Raw genomic sequence first — 14,718 nt, forward strand, 5'->3', positions numbered from 1 at the left:
TTCAAAACCAGCAAGTGGACACCGGTACGGCTCACCCCGCTAGGAGCCCGGGTCGCGAAAGCCGCGGGTGAAGCCTCATGACACCAACTACCTTTTCTGTCGTCGCCCTACTCGTTGCCGGTATCGCACTCGGCGCCGCGCTGGCACTGCGTTCGGAATGGAAAAAAGTCCACGCCCGCCGGCTTCAGGCTTGCGAGCTTGCTATCACACAACTTTATTCCGCGGTGTATGAAGCCGCAGACGCCGGCGGCCCGGGCCTAGACCCCGAAAAAGCGAAGTCCCTACTCAACGCCATAAAGAAGGACCCAAAAATTGCTTGGAGAAATCGTTAAGCGCCCGCCCGCCCCGGGAACAACACAGTGGCAAAAAACAATCACTGCCTCGAAAGTGCCCGCCCTGCTGGGCGTATCGCGTTTTGAATCCGAATACACGGCCTGGCACTCCCTAGCCGGAAATGTGCCACCGCCGGAAATGAACGAAAACCGCGCACTATGGGGGCATGTTGCGGAGCTGTCACTGGCTGAATGGTGGCTAGCAAACAACCCCGGATGGCAACTGAATTCACGCCGCGCCGGCGGAAAAGTCGAAATAGCCTACACGCGAAAAGACCTTCCGTTCCCCAACCTGGTTACCCTAGACCGCCGCGCCCTGAACCGCAGAAAAGGCCCGACAAGCCCGGAGCGATTCTGGATCGTAGAATGTAAAACCGCTAATTCTCTTGATGATTGGGGCGCTCCGGGCGAGCCGGACTCTATCCCGGCGGATTACTACACCCAGGTTCTGTTCCAAATGGGCGTTTCCGGAATTCACTCCGCGTCGATTGTGGTGCTAGGCCCGTTTCAAAAACCGGAAATTCACCCCGTCCCCTGGAACGAAGATCTGTTTAACGGGGTAGTGGACCGGCTAGCTGAAATTTGGGAATCCACAAAAACCGGGGACGAGCCCCCGCTGGATGATTCAACCTCCTGCTACGAAACGGTCCGGGGGCTGCACCCGGATATTGAACGTGGTGAAGAAGTCGAGCTGGATACAGATTTTGCGGTCCATGTCCTGGACTCCGCTGTCGGTGAAGATGAAGCGAAAAAAGCTGCCCGCGCCGCCAAAATCGAACTCGCTTCCCGTATGGGAAACGCCCAGCGCGCTGTTGTCGGCGGGGTAAAAATTGCCGACCGGCGGGCGAAAACCGGCGGAACACCCTACGTCCAAATCAACAAGAAAGCCAACCTGGAAGGAATCCAACAATGACTGAAGTTGAAAAACACGCCGCCGTCGGCGATACGGTAGGCACCAGCGCCGACCGCGGTGTCTACCGCGCGGGCGAAATCTCGAAATACACTGATGAAGAGCGCGGTCAGCTCCGCGCGCTAGGCGGCCTTGATGAAGCCTCAGACCATGATATCGATATGCTGCAGGCCGTGGCCGACCGCTCCGGCCTGGACCCATTTCTCAAGGAAATCTACCTAGTGGGGCGTAAAACAAAAACGGGCGGCTACCGCGGCGAGCCGGAACGTTGGGAGACAAAATGGACCGTCCAAACGTCGATTGATGGTCTGCGAAAAATCCTATTCCGCTCGGCTGAAGCCACCGGCGTCGACTGCTCAATCGGTGAAGCGGTCTACTATTCCGAAGATGGCAAAGAACACCCGTTTTGGCTGAAAAAATGGGGCAACCCCCCGGCGGCAAAAGTCGAAGTAAAACTAGGCGGACGCACCGGATACGGACTCGCCACGTGGGATCAGTTTTGCGTGACTAAGGCAAACGGTAAGCCCAATTCCATGTGGGAAAAACTCGGGCCGCACATGCTGGCCAAGTGCGCGAAAGCTCAAGCCATCCGAGATGTAACCGACCAGGCCGCCGGCCTATATATCGATGAAGAAATGGGGCAGGCCGACAACCGGGTAAAGCACACCGCCCGCCGGATGGACACCCCAGGTCGTGGGGCCGCCGGCCTGACCCAAGCGCTGGAAGCCGGGAAAACCGAAACCGCCCCGGAAGAAACAGGCGACAGCACCGGCGCGTCGGGTAGTCGCCCCGAACTCCCGGAATCCGCTGATAATGAAATCATTTCCGCGGTCTTGGAATCGCTCAACGGCCTGAACACGCGCGCGGCGATTGGCGAGTTCATGCAATCACTCAAGTCCGAGGGCGCGCTCAACGACGAAGAATTCGCCTACGTGTCTGAAATCGGGCGCGAAAAATGGCAAAACTGCAACGAGGAGGACTAACTCCGTGATTGATATCGAATACCGCGGCGGGCGGCTAGTCCGGGACCCGGAAATCCGCTTCATCCCGAATTCAGAAACCCGGGTTGTGAACTTCACTCTGGCACAAAGCAATTCACAATGGGACCCCGACTCCCGCCAGTGGTCAACGACAAATCAAAACTTCATTGATGTAGTCGTGTGGGACGACCCAGGCGATAGGGGGAGGAAGCCCCGCCAGTGGTCTACCTGGATCGAAAATTCCCTAACCCGCGGTTCCAACGTTGTCGTGCGCGGAAAATTCGTGACCCGAAAGTTCGAACACAACGGCCAGCAGCGCTCCCGCCTGGAATTCGTTGCAAATTTTGTTGCCCTTTCTCTGGAAGAGTTAGTTTCCGCCCCGTCTCCCGCGTCCGGGTCGATACCGCCGGAAACTAAGCCGGCGGAAAACGCCGGACCCCCGTTCTAAACACCTGAAGTTGTCCGTCCCCAACTACCCGTGTGCCCCGGCCGGTTAGCCCGGGGCGCTTTTTCTATGTACCGACACAAAACCGATTTCACGCGCCTCATGGAACGTCTGCGCCAGCTCAAGCTGGACTACGAAAACATGGGCGGAATGTCCTCCTCGCATGAAAAAGAAGCGTTTTTTGATTCCGCTGACATGCTCAAAAACGTAATCGAAGATTTCGAACAGGGGCGATAGTCATGGCAAAAATGGTCTACCTTCCCGGAACCCCTAGAACTCACCAAGTGCTTCGGGTTATGCCGCGCGGCGTGAAAAACGAAATCTACGCCACTGCCAGCCCGGGCGAAATGGACCCGTCAATCACTGATTGGTTGTGGGAGCACGACTGCCTAGTCAAGTCTGAAATCTCTAAATCCGGCTGGCAATGGACCAAGCAAGGCAAAGCGGTTCGCGCCGGATTGGTCAAAAAACTCAACGTCTAAAGGAGTCTCCAATGTTGGAACTTGTTTTTTCTGTCGTATCTACCCCAGACGGCGGCCTAGCCGACCCGGATCATCCGGTTTATATCGCTCTATTCCTGCTCCGTGAAATCTTAGGGGTGTAGCCCGATGTGTGAATTCTGCGATTACGAACTTTTTTCCGGTAGCTTCACGCTGCATTTTGATGGGGAAGAGGGGGCCGCGTCCCTATCCGTCGATGATATGTCAATCCACGAAGTCGCGCCCCTAGTCGCGATTTCGCTGGGCGATCTTCTGGCCATGGTGTGCGCGGAATCCGGCGATGAAGAGTCCGGGCCGCTACTAAAGTACGTTCTCCAAGCTATTGCGGACCGGTACGAATACTCCCGTCTACGTAACTCTTTGGAAAAGGCGGTTGGCGATGATTAGTCCCTCCCGTATCCAGCGGGCGTGGGAGGCACTGAATGCAGCGGATATCCCGCCGGAAGCCTACGCCGCGATTTCTGATGTGCTCCCGCCCCCCTCGAATGACCTGGAATCCCTACCGGGTGAGCTCTACGAGCTCGATTCTCACTTCCTGTTGGAAGTCGTCGTTGCAGATTGCACCACGGGCGTGGTTCTCGACGGTCCGGATGAACTCGGCCGGTGGCTGGTGTATTTCCGTGGATCCGGAAATTGGCGGGTGCACCCCGTCGGGCTGGCCCCCACCGGCCGACGGTATGTCCTATCGTCTGGAAGCGCCTACCCGAGTGACCCTGTCACTGCTGTCCCGGTGTCTGATGGTGCCGCGCGCTCGGTATTACGTTGGGGGTGGAATGATGGACGAGACTGAAAAGGTCCATGGCGCCCCGGTCGAGGCGGTCAATCGTGCCGCCCGTGAAATCACCGCCGGGGTAACCGCTGAAGAAATGATCCACGCCTTCCGCGCCTACGGTATCCGCCTACTGGATAAGGATATCGAGCGCCTGTATGAGATGTTCCCTCACGATTAGCTGTATGCCCCGGGGCCCTCCCCGGGGCCTTTTTACTATGAAGCACAAATTTAGAACCACCATAAAACAGCGCAAACTAATGGATGAAGTAGCGCGAATGAATGGATTAAACCACCTAAGCCCGGCACTACTTGACGCACTTATATGCCTATTTGCCTCACTGGAAGGAGAAGCGAAATGACTTGGTTCAAGGTCGACGACAATTTCTACGGCCACCCAAAAGTTTTAGGGCTTGATATGGCGGCCCGCGGCTTGTGGGTATCGGCCGGGTCCTACTGCGCGCGGTACCTCACTGATGGGGTGATTACGGATAAGCAAATCAGGGCGATCGGGGGTACTCGAAAGCAAGCCGAAAAGTTGGTGGCGGCGGGCCTTTGGCGCGCCGATGACGCGCCGCCGAGCGCGCGCCGATACGCCTTCGTCAATTGGCGGCGCTTTCAACCAACGCGCGACGACGTCGCGGCGAAACGTCAAGAGGCGCGCGAAAGAATGGCCGCCGCGAGGGATAAAAAACGTTCTACCAGCGAAAAGGAAAAAATGTTCGCGCGAACAAATAGCGAACGTTCGCGCGAACTTCGCATAGATCGGCCTCAGACCTGTTCGCATTACCCCGACCCGACCCGACCCGAACCTTTAGAGGAGGGGGGTAGGTACCAGCACGATAGTGCGCGCGGGGGTGAGCCGTCCCCGGCGGCGCCCTCCCCAAAAAATTTGGATGACTTGGCGGCGGCTCACGCCGACCGCCTTCGGTGCCCGCGCCACCGTGGGTTGCCTGCCGGTGAAGTGCCGCCGTGCCGGGCGTGCCAGGCGCTCCGGGAAGCCGATGAAGCTTCTTCCGCCGCAGCTCAAGCCGATAAAAAGGCGCGCCGACGTGCGGAAATAGATTCGTGCCCGGTCTGCGATTCGAACGGGATTCGCGTCGACGATGGCGTTGCCCGCCGGTGCTCGCACGAATTGCCGCCGTGGCTCGACTCAGGCAACACCCGACATGCCGTCTAGCACGCCCGCCAATCAACGAAAGGGGTACCCCATGGGTCCCAGTCCCAAAACGAAATCCCAACCGCTTAAAACGGCACACAACGCCGTTAACTTCTTCGTCCCCGGCGTGCCCGCCGCCCAAGGATCCAAGCGCGCCTACGTGCGCGGCGGCCGCGCCGTCCTGGTCGAAAGCTCAAAAAAACTACCCGCCTGGCGACAGTCAATCGCCCTTGTCGCCGCAGCACAACGATATAAAATCCCAACCGGGACCCCTGTGTGCCTAGCCGTGGAATTCGTGCTTCCACGAACAAAAGCCATGGGGGCAAAACCGGCGCCACCTATGGTGCAAAAACCAGACCTGGACAAGCTGATCCGCGCCGTTGGCGACGCCCTCACTCAATCCGGCCTGCTCGCCGATGACAACCAAATCAACGAAATGTACCTACAAAAACGGCGGGCCGCCCCCGGAGAACAAACCGGCGCACACATATACGTCGAACAAAAAACAACCCAACACCAAAACCAATAAAAAGGGAAACATGGAACTCGCCCACAAACTCCACAACCTCCACACCGCCTACCGACACCTAGAAGCCTGCAAAACCGCCACCGGGAAAATCCGAGACGAACGAACCATGAACTCCACCGGCCGACTAGGCCCCGCAACCCCCGGCCGCGCCCGCGCAATCGAAACCTGCATAGAACTAGAACAACGCCTATACGAATACGTCGACGACGCCCGCCGCTTCATAACCCCCGGGAAAAACCTAAACCGCACATGGCCCGCCATGCTCGGATGGCTCACCACACACCACCAAGAAATCCAACACCTAGATGACTCCTACCTCCAAGTCCTGGACGAAGAACTCGACTACCAACTCACAACAATCCACCGCACCACCAACCACAACCCCCACCAACCAACCAACACACACACGCCATGGCAAGGCGCAAAAGTAATCTGCGCAGCCGCCGCCGCCCGCGGCTACCACATAACACCCAGCCTCCTACGCACATGGGCCGCCCGCGGAAAAATAAACCGGCGCCCCAACCAACAAGGACACAACACCTACAATCTAAACGAAGTCCTCACCCAGCTAGAACCAGGCCCCCAACTACGCTAACCAGCAACAACACACGATGTAACGGAACATGGTACAATCACAACCGCAGCCGCCCCATGCCAACAAGAAAGGGGCCGCTTAATGGCAAGCGACCGCTGGGACCACAGCGCCGGCAAAAAACTCCGCAAGCAATACCGGCACCACTGCCACGAACAACAAGCCCCATGCTGGCTATGCGGACAACCAATCAACTATGAAGCCCCCTCACTCCATCGGGATTCATTCGAACCAGACCACTTCTACCCGCGCGCCGACTACCCCGAACTAGCACTAGACTGGGACAACCTCCGCCCAGCCCATTCATCGTGTAACCGCTCCCGCGGCAAACGCGACGCCCCGCTACCGCTCGGAAAACGCAGCGCCAACTGGTAAACACCCCGGGGGCAGGGGGCTTGAAAATCACGAAATCCAAATCAGGCCCCATAGGGAGGGGGGCGTCTAGGGTCTCTCTCCCCGCGCGCCGAGGCCCGCCCCTATCGCGCGCGCGTTAATTAAGATCCACAGCTGATTAATCCGGCCCCGCCGTCCCGACGCCCGTGGCCGGTAGCGCCGGCGGTCGGTAACCGCTGAACCTAGGAAAGTGAAATCTTGAAAGTTGAACGGATTGAATACGCGGATCTTCCGGTAGATGAAGTAACGCCTTTCGTGCGTAACCCGCGCCGCGGCGATACCGCCCGTATTGCGGAATCGCTGAAGGCCCGCGGACGATACCGCCCAATTGTGGTAAACCGCGGGGCGTATACGGGCCGCCCCATGGAAGTGTTGGCCGGCAATCATACTTTGGCGGCTATCCGCTCCCTGGGTTGGGAAACGGTGCAATGCGGTGTAGTGGATGTTGATGATGACACCGCTAACGCGATCGTTGTTGCGGATAATCGCCTTGCTGACTTGGGCGGATACGACGATAAAGTGCTTGCTGACTTGTTGTCTGATTTGGAATCGCTGGAAGGTACCGGGTTTTCTGATGATGATTTAGATGAATTGGTGGCTGGCCAGTGTGACCCGGAAGAATTAACGGATCGGGATGAAGCTCCGCCGGTGCCGTCTACTGAACCAATTTCACGTCCGGGCGATATTTTCGAGTTGGGCCCACATCGTGTGTGGTGTGGTGATTCAACGGATTCCGCCGGGGTGGCGGAAAACTTGTTGTTTGATGGTCTTGCTGATTGTGTGTGGACGGACCCGCCGTACGGGGTTTCGTATGATTCTTCGGCGCGGCACGCCGGCGACGGCACTCGGGCTAAGCGTCGCGCTAATGAAACGATTATGAATGATGGGCGGGAAGGTTTACCGGATCTGCTCCGTGATTCTTTCGCTACGTTGGCGTTGTCTGCAAAACCGGGGGCCCCGGTTTATGTCGCGCACGCGGATACCGAGCGCGTCACTTTCGAATTGGCTTTAACCGGGGCAGGTATCCTGTTTCGGCAAAACCTGATTTGGGTGAAGAATAATCATTCGATGTCGTGGGCGGACTACCAATACAAGCATGAACCGGTTATGTTCGGTAGCGTGCCCGGCCAGGAAGGGGAAGACCCGGCCGGGCCTGAAGCTGAAGGTGAAGTAGCCGCCGGTTACCGGAAGAATCATGAGCCGGTGTTGTACGGGTTCGTGCCGGGTGGCGAGGGCCGTTTGGGCCGGGGCGGGGATCGTTGGTTTGGGGATAATTCCCAGTTCTCAACGATTTTTGTTGACATGCCTAACGAGAATTCGGAACACCCGACCATGAAGCCGGTTGATCTGGTTCTTCAAATGGTTCGTAATTCGTGCCGGCCCGGCGGTGTCGTCCTGGACTTGTTCGGCGGTTCTGGCTCAACGTTGATCGCGTGCCATCATGGCGGTTACCGGGCGCGGCTATCGGAAATTGACCCGCGGTATGTTGATGTTATTTGCCGCCGCTGGCAGCAACACACTGGCCAATTGCCGGTCCTTGATGGTCAAGAGGTGGATTTCTGTGCTGAATGATGAACAATCGCACCGCGCGGCAATGCTTCGGACCGCGGGGGTTAGCTATTCGGATATTGCCGGCCGTTTGAAGCTCCCGGTGGATGAAGTCGAGGCGGCGGTGTCTGACTATCTCGTTCGGGCTACGTCTGAATCGCAGGATATTCAAACACGCTTGGAGTTAGCCCGCCTTGATGTGCTGCTTTCCGGGGTGTGGAAGATGGCGGCGCGCGGTGATTCTACCGCGGTTGGTCAGGCGCTGAAGATTACGGGGCAACGGGCCCATTTGCTAGGCCAGCTTGGCGGCCCGGCGCCGGCGGGGGAGGATGTTGCGGTCGATTTGGCCGCGGTAAAAAACGCATATCGAAAGAAGGAAGGTGATCGCTAGTGGATGACTCTAGTTTGTCTGCGTCGATCGCGCGGTCCGTGGCCGCCCGTGGGGATAAGATCCTTGATTGCGATGAAGCTGCCGTAGACTTGGCGCTCCGGTATGGTCACGCGATCGACAAGGGGATCGAGGCTGGCGGCCAAGACATGACAAAAGCCTTATACCTTGGCCCCCATTTGCTTAAGGCAATGGGGGAGTTGCGTTGCACACCGGCGTCCCGTGAATCCGCGGAGGTTCGTGAAGAAAACGATAAGGTGGCTAAGAAGGTGGAAAAGGAATACAAGAATGAGCTAGAAGCGCGGCGGCGGTACCGTGGGCGAGGCGCTTAAAGGCTGTACCGAGCCGCGCCTATACACCCCGTCGCGGGTGGAACTAACCCCGGAAACGTCGTTTGGTTTCGCCGTAATTGCTTTCGCTGAGGAAGAACTTGGCCTACAGCTCCGCCCGTGGCAGAAGTGGTTGTTTATCCACGCTCTGGAACTTATTCCGGAGACTATTCCGGGTCATAAGGATTTCGATCCTGATACCCCGCCGGCCCGCTACTACGATTACCGATTTCGCCAGATTTGTGTTCTTGTTGCGCGGCAAAACGGCAAAACACTGTTGATGTGCGTCCTCGGATTGTGGAGGCTTTTTTACGACGGGGCCGCGGAAATGATTTCAACGGCACAAAATTTAACGGTTGCGGAAGATACCCTTGCGGACGCGTTCAACATGGCGCGCCGTGTGCCGTCCATGGCGCGTTATTTGCCATACCGGATGGAACGCGGTAAGTGGGTTCCGTATATGCGTACGGCTAACGGTTCTAACAAGATCGAGTTGGCTTCCGTGCCGGAAGATTTGGAACATGTCCTTGATGTGGCCGGAACTATGCCGGCTTGGTACACGGTGGCGAATAATGGCGGCGGCCGTTCTTATTCGGCCGACGCGGTGTTCATGGACGAGTTGCGCGAACATAAATCCAACTCGATGTGGGCGGCGGTGGAGCCTACCACTGCGGAACGGCCGCGGAACCAAATTTGGTGTTTTTCTAACGCCGGATCCGCCGAGTCTGTTGTTCTTCGCCGTCTCCGAAATATCGCGTTAGCGGCTATTGAAAGCGGGCATACTGATGGCGAGCGGTTAATGCTTGCTGAATGGTCGGCGGAACCCGGGCTTGGCATTTTCGACCCGCGCGGTTGGGCGCAAGCCAATCCGTCCTTGGGGTACGGGAACCGAACGGGCGATGATATGCGCGCGTTAGCGAAAGCGGCGGTTGATCCTGAAGACGAAGATTCAACTCCTGATGATTTCCGTACTGAATATTTGTGTCAGTGGGTCGAATCCCTGGATCCCGGTAAAATCACTGAAGATTTGTGGGAGGAACTTTCCGATCCGAATATCTCGGTGCCGGAAGGTGCGGAAATATTCGCCGGTGTCGATGTTGCCCCGGAGGGGAAGGGCGCGGCGGTGTCTGTGGCGTGGCAATCCGACAACGGCGGGTGGAACGTCGAGCTTGTTGCCGCCCGCGCTGGCTACGATTGGGTCCCCGGCTGGCTGAACGCCCGGCGGGAAACGTGGTTTTCCGGCCGGGTTGGTATGCAGGTGCGCGGTTGTCCGGGAGCGGCGCTAGTTCCGTTGATGGTGGACGCGGATATCGAAATCGCACAATGGCAGGGCGCTGATATGACCGGATCCGTACTCGGTTTCATTTCCGCTATCCGGGAGCGCCGTGTTGGTCATTCCGGCCGGGCGCCGGAAAGCCCCGAGGTGCCTAGCCGGCTGGAAGCGGCCGCGGTTGGTGTGCGCGACCGCAAGTTAGGCGACGTGTTCATCTGGGATCGTGAAAAATCCGTAGGTAACCCGGCGCCGTTTATCGCCGCGAATATTGCTTGGTGGCTAGGCCACAAAAAGGAAGAAGAGTTCGTGTCGGCGTATTCCGATGATTTCGACCTTGATGAAGATGATTTCGATGAATTGGAAGATTTCGATGATGTCGAAGATTCCGAAGATTTCGATGATGATTCATTCATCATTTGATAGTTAGGGAAGGAGCCCCCGTGGGCATTTTGGATCGTTTTTTGCCGTGGCGGGACACGCCCCGGGCGGAGGACCGAGATATCTCTGTGCGGGCCGGCGGCGGGCTGGAATACCTTGATGTTTTCGATTTCACGATTGATTCTATGCCGGTCGAACAGCTCTACAAAGAGCAACCCCATTTGCGGACGGTCACTGATTATATCGCCCGGCAGGTATCAACGGTTGGGCTTCATGTGTACCGCCGGCAGGCGGATGGCGGCCGGGTCCGTGTACGCGATACCGAGCTAGCCGGTTTGATGATTCGTTCATCTGAAACCAGTCTGATGATGAACCTGATCCACCGTTCCGTCATGGACCTGTGCCTTTATGATGAATGGATCTGGCTAGTCGCTGCCGGTGATAACGGCGATACCCAAATTTTGCCAATTCCACCACGTTGGGTTTCCAAGCGGCATTATTCGGACCCGTGGACTTTTTCGGGTATCTCAATCCACGATCACAACCGTGGAGATTCCGTTTTCATCCCCGCGGCTAACCTGATTCGCTATCACGGGTATAACCCTTCATCGCTGAAAACCGGATCGTCCCCGATCCACGCGCTGAAGGACGTTCTTAAGCAAAATGTTGCCCGTTCCGACTACCAATCGCAGTTGTGGGCGCGCGGCCCCCGAATGTCCGGGTTTATTACTCGCCCCATGGAAGCCAAATGGGATAGGAAGGAGCGCGCGAAATTTAAAGCTGATCTTCGCCACCAATTCGCCGCCGCCGGGTCCGGCGCCGGCGGTATCGCTCTACTTGAAGATGGCATGAAGTACGAAGGCCACCACCTATCCGCTTCCGATGAGCAGGTGGTCGAACAAACGAAGCTTTCGCTGGAAACGGTGGCTCAAGTTTTTCATGTGAACCCGACCATGGTGGGAATTCTGGATAACGCGAATTACTCGAACGTCAAGGAATTCCGGCAATCCCTATATGGGGATAGTCTGCTTCAAATCATGAAGGGAATTGAATTATCGATTAACGCTTACCTGGTCCCCCTGTTGGGTGAATATCCGGGTGAAACGTATGTTGAATTTAACCTTGATGAACGCCTCCGCGCCCGTTTCGAAGAACAGGCCGCGGTCACTTCCCAGGCCGTGGGCGCGCCCTGGATGACTGTGAATGAGGCCCGTGAAAAGAACAATCTTCCTAAGCTGGACGCCGGCGATGAACTCGCCCGCCCGCTGAACACGGACTTCGGCGGGAACACCCCGTCGGAAGCGGGGGATGAAGAATGATAATCCTCAACTCCGTAGGTCTTTCGAACGGCCCCGCCCCGGCCTCGGACTACCTAGTGGATTGCTTTCCGCTCCCGGACCCGTCCCCCGTGTGCCACGGCACGCCCGGAACCCGGCCGGAAGTAGGGGAGCTGATCTGTTCGGCTAACCCGCTAGTCCAGCCGTTTCTGTCGGCGGTGGCGGTAGCGGTCGAAATCATGGGGAGGGACGCCGACTGTGTTCATGTTGTTTTTGCTTGTTCGGCCGGCCGGCACCGTTCGGTTTTTTCCGCTGAATTCGTAGGCGAAATACTCCGCTCCCGCGGCCTTGATGTCCACATTATCCACCGTGATCTAGTCGAGGAGGCCTAACAATGATCCATCTCGTAATGGGGCCGCCGTGTGCCGGCAAATCATCATTCGTCGCGAACTCCGCAGCGGAAGGCGTGCCGCGGTTCGATTTCGATCGTCTCGCTTCCACCGTGGGCGGGAAAGACCCTGGTTCGCATGATTCCACCCCGGCGGTAATCGATGTCGTGTTGGCAATGCGGCGCGGCCTGTACGGCTGGATTTTAGACCCGGAAACCGTGCAATCCGATCTGTGGGTCATTAATTCCGCCCCTTCCGAAGAAACAATCCGCCGTTTCTTAGGGGTAGGCGCCGAGCTTCATCTCATAGATCCGGGGCGGGAAGAATGTCTAGCCCGCGCGATACGCGACGGCCGGCCGGACTACACCCTGGAACAAATTGAAAATTGGTACGCCAACCCGCCGGTGATTCCTGATGATACGAAAGGCGATTCAATGCATAAAAATTTTAAAGTCTGGGTAAAGGCCCCGGGCGATGAAGGCGCCCCGGACTCCGGTCCGGATACTGAAACCCCGCCGGAGAATCCCGGCGATACCAGCCAGCCCGCCGGCGGCGGAGAAACCCCCGGCGATACCGGCGAGCCGGCGGCCCCCGGAACTTTGGAAGGCTACGCCGCGGTTTTTGACAACGTGGATTCTTACGGCGACGTGATCCGCCGCGGCGCCTTCTCTGAAACGCTGGAAAAGTGGGAAACATCCGGGCGGAAAATACCCTTGCTATACGGACATGATTTCGGAGATCCGTTCTCAAATATCGGCACGATTACCAGCGCGGTGGAAGATTCCCACGGTCTCCGCGTAACCGCCGCCCTGGACCTGGACAACCCGAAAGCCGCCCAGGTTTACCGCCTACTAAAGGAGCGGCGGTTGTGCGAAATGTCGTTTGCTTTCCGCGTGAAGGAAGGCGGTCCGGCAACGGTCAACGGCCAAGAATGTTGGGAAATTACCAACCTCGATTTATTCGAGTGCTCCGTGGTGCCCGTGGGCGCCAACGACCAAGCTGAAGTTCTCGATGTGAAGTCGGTTTCGGAAATGCTGGCGACCGCTGAGAAGCAGGCCGTGAACCTTTCCGCGCTTGACCGGAAGGCGGTAGCGGAAAAGATGGCCGCCGCCGCTGAAAATCTGACCCAGGTATCGGCTAAGTCCGCGGGGGCTGAAGATACCGACGATTCTGTCCGGCGCGCGCGCCTTGCTCGCGCCGTTGTTCTCCTATCTGAAAGGAATTGAAACATGAACAAGAAGTCCGATCTGCTGGCCCGCCGCGAGGAGCTGCTGGCTAGCGCTAAGAAGATCATTTCCGATAACGCGGAAGGTCTGGAAGAAAAGCAGCTGGACGCCGTGAAGTCGAAGCACGATGAAATTGCTGAAATCGACCGGGAGATCAAGTCGATTGATGAATCCGCCCGTATGGTTAAGGCGATTGCGGAACTGGACCCGGATCGTGGTGACTCCGGCGATTCCGCCGGCCCGGACGCCCGTACGCTTGGCGGCTTCTTCGTCAAGCACGCCGGCCACGCCATCCGCGATTTCGGCAATTCTGGCCGTATCAACGTCCAGACGCCGGAGTTCAAGGCTGCCGCCGACCCGGCCGCGGTGTCCGGCCTCCCGGAAGGCGCGCCGGGTTTCGCTACCGAATATTCCCGCGCGATTGTTAACCAGCGGCGTGAACGTCTCGTTGCCGCCGACCTGATGGGGTCCGCGTCTCTGTCCGGCGCGCTGATTTCCTATCTTGTTGAAAACCCCGAGCGCATTGCTGAAGGCGGGCCGGAAGCGGTGGCGGAAGGCGCCCGCAAGCCCTACGTTCGATACTCCCCGTTTGAGCTCGTCACTGAAGGTGTTTCCAAGGTCGCGGTTCTGTCCAAGATCACCGATGAAATGCTTGCTGACTACGGGTTCATCGCCGATTGGATTAACCAGCAGCTTGTTTACGATCTTTCAGTCAAGGAAGAAGAGCAGCTGCTCCGCGGCGACGGTGAAGGCGCGAACCTGCTGGGCCTGTTTAACCGTGAAGGGGTGCAAAAGCTGGATATTTCCGGCAACGTGTTCGATGGAATCCTGGAAGCTCAGGCCAAGGTCCCGGACGCCACCCCACTCGACGCCGATGCTCTCCTGGTCCACCCGGCGGATTACCTGGAACTTCGCAAGGCCAAGGACGCCAACGGCCAGTACCTGGCCGGCGGTCCGTTCCAGGGGCAATACGGGCAGGGAGGAATTACCCTGAACCCGGCCGTGTGGGGCCTGACCACTGTCGCAACCCGCGCGGTGGAACGCGGAAACTACATTCTGGGCGCCTTCCGCCAGGGCGCCACGGTTCTTCGCAAGGGCGGCTTGCGCGTCGACGCCCGCGATTCTAACCAGGATGACTTCGAAAAGAACCTGGTTACGCTCCGTGCGGAGGAGCGCTTGGGCCTGATGGTCCCGCGCCCGGCCGCTTTCGTGACCGGAACCCTGGACTTCGGCGGTTCCGGCGCCGGCGATACCGGTGAAGAGGCGGCCTAATGGCGCGCCGCGAACTTCGCCCGTTCCGC

General features: G+C 57.9%; 20 protein-coding genes. All 20 read left to right on the forward strand.

The features are described 5' to 3' along the window. Positions 1-77 precede the first annotated feature (77 nt). The 20 genes from QQS53_RS08130 (at position 78) to QQS53_RS08225 (ending at position 14,689) form a co-directional block, all read left to right on the forward strand. Entirely contained in the window at positions 78-332 is a 255-nt protein-coding gene (locus QQS53_RS08130) for a hypothetical protein (RefSeq protein ID WP_472775354.1), read from the forward strand. Then, the gene (locus QQS53_RS08135) at positions 313-1,245 is read left to right on the forward strand and encodes a YqaJ viral recombinase family protein (RefSeq protein ID WP_472775355.1); all 933 of its coding nucleotides are present in this window, start codon (positions 313-315) and stop codon (positions 1,243-1,245) included. The genes QQS53_RS08130 and QQS53_RS08135 overlap by 20 nt, the downstream gene beginning before the upstream one ends. Next, positions 1,242-2,225: a recombinase RecT gene (locus QQS53_RS08140; RefSeq protein ID WP_472775356.1), complete on the forward strand. Its 984-nt coding sequence runs from the start codon at positions 1,242-1,244 to the stop codon at positions 2,223-2,225. The genes QQS53_RS08135 and QQS53_RS08140 overlap by 4 nt, the downstream gene beginning before the upstream one ends. A 4-nt stretch (positions 2,226-2,229) precedes the next feature. Further along, complete coding sequence (locus tag QQS53_RS08145) at positions 2,230-2,670, forward strand: single-stranded DNA-binding protein (protein WP_472775357.1); 441 nt, start codon at positions 2,230-2,232, stop codon at positions 2,668-2,670. A gap of 99 nt (positions 2,671-2,769) precedes the next feature. Beyond that, positions 2,770-2,904, forward strand: a complete 135-nt coding sequence (locus QQS53_RS08150) for a hypothetical protein (protein ID WP_472775358.1) — start codon at positions 2,770-2,772, stop codon at positions 2,902-2,904. 2 nt (positions 2,905-2,906) lie between these two features. Next, complete coding sequence (locus QQS53_RS08155) at positions 2,907-3,149, forward strand: hypothetical protein (RefSeq protein WP_472775359.1); 243 nt, start codon at positions 2,907-2,909, stop codon at positions 3,147-3,149. A 126-nt stretch (positions 3,150-3,275) separates the two neighbouring features. Then, positions 3,276-3,554, forward strand: a complete 279-nt coding sequence (locus QQS53_RS08160; protein WP_472775360.1) for a hypothetical protein — start codon at positions 3,276-3,278, stop codon at positions 3,552-3,554. A gap of 389 nt (positions 3,555-3,943) precedes the next feature. After that, positions 3,944-4,117: a hypothetical protein gene (locus tag QQS53_RS08165; protein WP_472775361.1), complete on the forward strand. Its 174-nt coding sequence runs from the start codon at positions 3,944-3,946 to the stop codon at positions 4,115-4,117. A gap of 177 nt (positions 4,118-4,294) precedes the next feature. Beyond that, complete coding sequence (locus tag QQS53_RS08170; protein ID WP_472775362.1) at positions 4,295-5,116, forward strand: hypothetical protein; 822 nt, start codon at positions 4,295-4,297, stop codon at positions 5,114-5,116. Positions 5,117-5,147: 31 nt separating this feature from the next. Next, positions 5,148-5,624 carry a RusA family crossover junction endodeoxyribonuclease gene (locus QQS53_RS08175; protein ID WP_472775363.1) on the forward strand — a complete coding sequence of 159 codons (477 nt, stop codon included), beginning with the start codon at positions 5,148-5,150 and terminating at the stop codon, positions 5,622-5,624. 10 nt (positions 5,625-5,634) lie between these two features. Then, on the forward strand, positions 5,635-6,219 hold the full coding sequence (locus tag QQS53_RS08180; protein ID WP_472775364.1) for a hypothetical protein: 585 nt from the start codon (positions 5,635-5,637) through the stop codon (positions 6,217-6,219). Between the two features lie 81 nt (positions 6,220-6,300). Next, on the forward strand, positions 6,301-6,591 hold the full coding sequence (locus QQS53_RS08185) for an HNH endonuclease (protein ID WP_472775365.1): 291 nt from the start codon (positions 6,301-6,303) through the stop codon (positions 6,589-6,591). 216 nt (positions 6,592-6,807) lie between these two features. Continuing rightward, positions 6,808-8,181 carry a DNA methyltransferase gene (locus QQS53_RS08190; RefSeq protein ID WP_472775366.1) on the forward strand — a complete coding sequence of 458 codons (1,374 nt, stop codon included), beginning with the start codon at positions 6,808-6,810 and terminating at the stop codon, positions 8,179-8,181. Then, positions 8,171-8,548 carry a hypothetical protein gene (locus tag QQS53_RS08195; RefSeq protein WP_472775367.1) on the forward strand — a complete coding sequence of 126 codons (378 nt, stop codon included), beginning with the start codon at positions 8,171-8,173 and terminating at the stop codon, positions 8,546-8,548. The genes QQS53_RS08190 and QQS53_RS08195 overlap by 11 nt, the downstream gene beginning before the upstream one ends. Then, entirely contained in the window at positions 8,548-8,877 is a 330-nt protein-coding gene (locus QQS53_RS08200; RefSeq protein WP_472775368.1) for a terminase small subunit, read from the forward strand. The genes QQS53_RS08195 and QQS53_RS08200 overlap by 1 nt, the downstream gene beginning before the upstream one ends. A 37-nt stretch (positions 8,878-8,914) precedes the next feature. Beyond that, positions 8,915-10,567, forward strand: a complete 1,653-nt coding sequence (locus QQS53_RS08205) for a terminase (protein ID WP_472775369.1) — start codon at positions 8,915-8,917, stop codon at positions 10,565-10,567. Positions 10,568-10,587: 20 nt separating this feature from the next. Then, complete coding sequence (locus QQS53_RS08210) at positions 10,588-11,844, forward strand: phage portal protein (protein WP_472775370.1); 1,257 nt, start codon at positions 10,588-10,590, stop codon at positions 11,842-11,844. Further along, positions 11,841-12,194 (forward strand): RapZ C-terminal domain-containing protein, encoded by a 354-nt coding sequence (locus QQS53_RS08215; protein ID WP_472775371.1) that lies wholly within the window; start codon positions 11,841-11,843, stop codon positions 12,192-12,194. Before QQS53_RS08210 ends, QQS53_RS08215 begins: the two co-directional genes overlap by 4 nt. A 2-nt stretch (positions 12,195-12,196) precedes the next feature. Then, positions 12,197-13,417 (forward strand): HK97 family phage prohead protease, encoded by a 1,221-nt coding sequence (locus QQS53_RS08220; RefSeq protein WP_472775372.1) that lies wholly within the window; start codon positions 12,197-12,199, stop codon positions 13,415-13,417. 3 nt (positions 13,418-13,420) lie between these two features. Next, positions 13,421-14,689 (forward strand): phage major capsid protein, encoded by a 1,269-nt coding sequence (locus QQS53_RS08225; protein WP_472775373.1) that lies wholly within the window; start codon positions 13,421-13,423, stop codon positions 14,687-14,689. Positions 14,690-14,718: the final 29 nt, after the last annotated feature.

It is taken from the genome of Corynebacterium sp. 2571A (assembly GCF_055700935.1).

What these genes read in the sequence shown, in the direction of transcription:
- QQS53_RS08130 (WP_472775354.1), top strand. Translation starts at nt 78, where the DNA reads ATGACACCAACTACCTTTTCTGTCGTCGCCCTACTCGTTGCCGGTATC.
- QQS53_RS08140 (WP_472775356.1), top strand. Translation starts at nt 1,242, where the DNA reads ATGACTGAAGTTGAAAAACACGCCGCCGTCGGCGATACGGTAGGCACC.
- QQS53_RS08150 (WP_472775358.1), top strand. Translation starts at nt 2,770, where the DNA reads ATGGAACGTCTGCGCCAGCTCAAGCTGGACTACGAAAACATGGGCGGA.
- QQS53_RS08155 (WP_472775359.1), top strand. Translation starts at nt 2,907, where the DNA reads ATGGCAAAAATGGTCTACCTTCCCGGAACCCCTAGAACTCACCAAGTG.
- QQS53_RS08160 (WP_472775360.1), top strand. Translation starts at nt 3,276, where the DNA reads ATGTGTGAATTCTGCGATTACGAACTTTTTTCCGGTAGCTTCACGCTG.
- QQS53_RS08165 (WP_472775361.1), top strand. Translation starts at nt 3,944, where the DNA reads ATGGACGAGACTGAAAAGGTCCATGGCGCCCCGGTCGAGGCGGTCAAT.
- QQS53_RS08170 (WP_472775362.1), top strand. Translation starts at nt 4,295, where the DNA reads ATGACTTGGTTCAAGGTCGACGACAATTTCTACGGCCACCCAAAAGTT.
- QQS53_RS08175 (WP_472775363.1), top strand. Translation starts at nt 5,148, where the DNA reads ATGGGTCCCAGTCCCAAAACGAAATCCCAACCGCTTAAAACGGCACAC.
- QQS53_RS08180 (WP_472775364.1), top strand. Translation starts at nt 5,635, where the DNA reads ATGGAACTCGCCCACAAACTCCACAACCTCCACACCGCCTACCGACAC.
- QQS53_RS08185 (WP_472775365.1), top strand. Translation starts at nt 6,301, where the DNA reads ATGGCAAGCGACCGCTGGGACCACAGCGCCGGCAAAAAACTCCGCAAG.
- QQS53_RS08215 (WP_472775371.1), top strand. Translation starts at nt 11,841, where the DNA reads ATGATAATCCTCAACTCCGTAGGTCTTTCGAACGGCCCCGCCCCGGCC.
- QQS53_RS08220 (WP_472775372.1), top strand. Translation starts at nt 12,197, where the DNA reads ATGATCCATCTCGTAATGGGGCCGCCGTGTGCCGGCAAATCATCATTC.
- QQS53_RS08225 (WP_472775373.1), top strand. Translation starts at nt 13,421, where the DNA reads ATGAACAAGAAGTCCGATCTGCTGGCCCGCCGCGAGGAGCTGCTGGCT.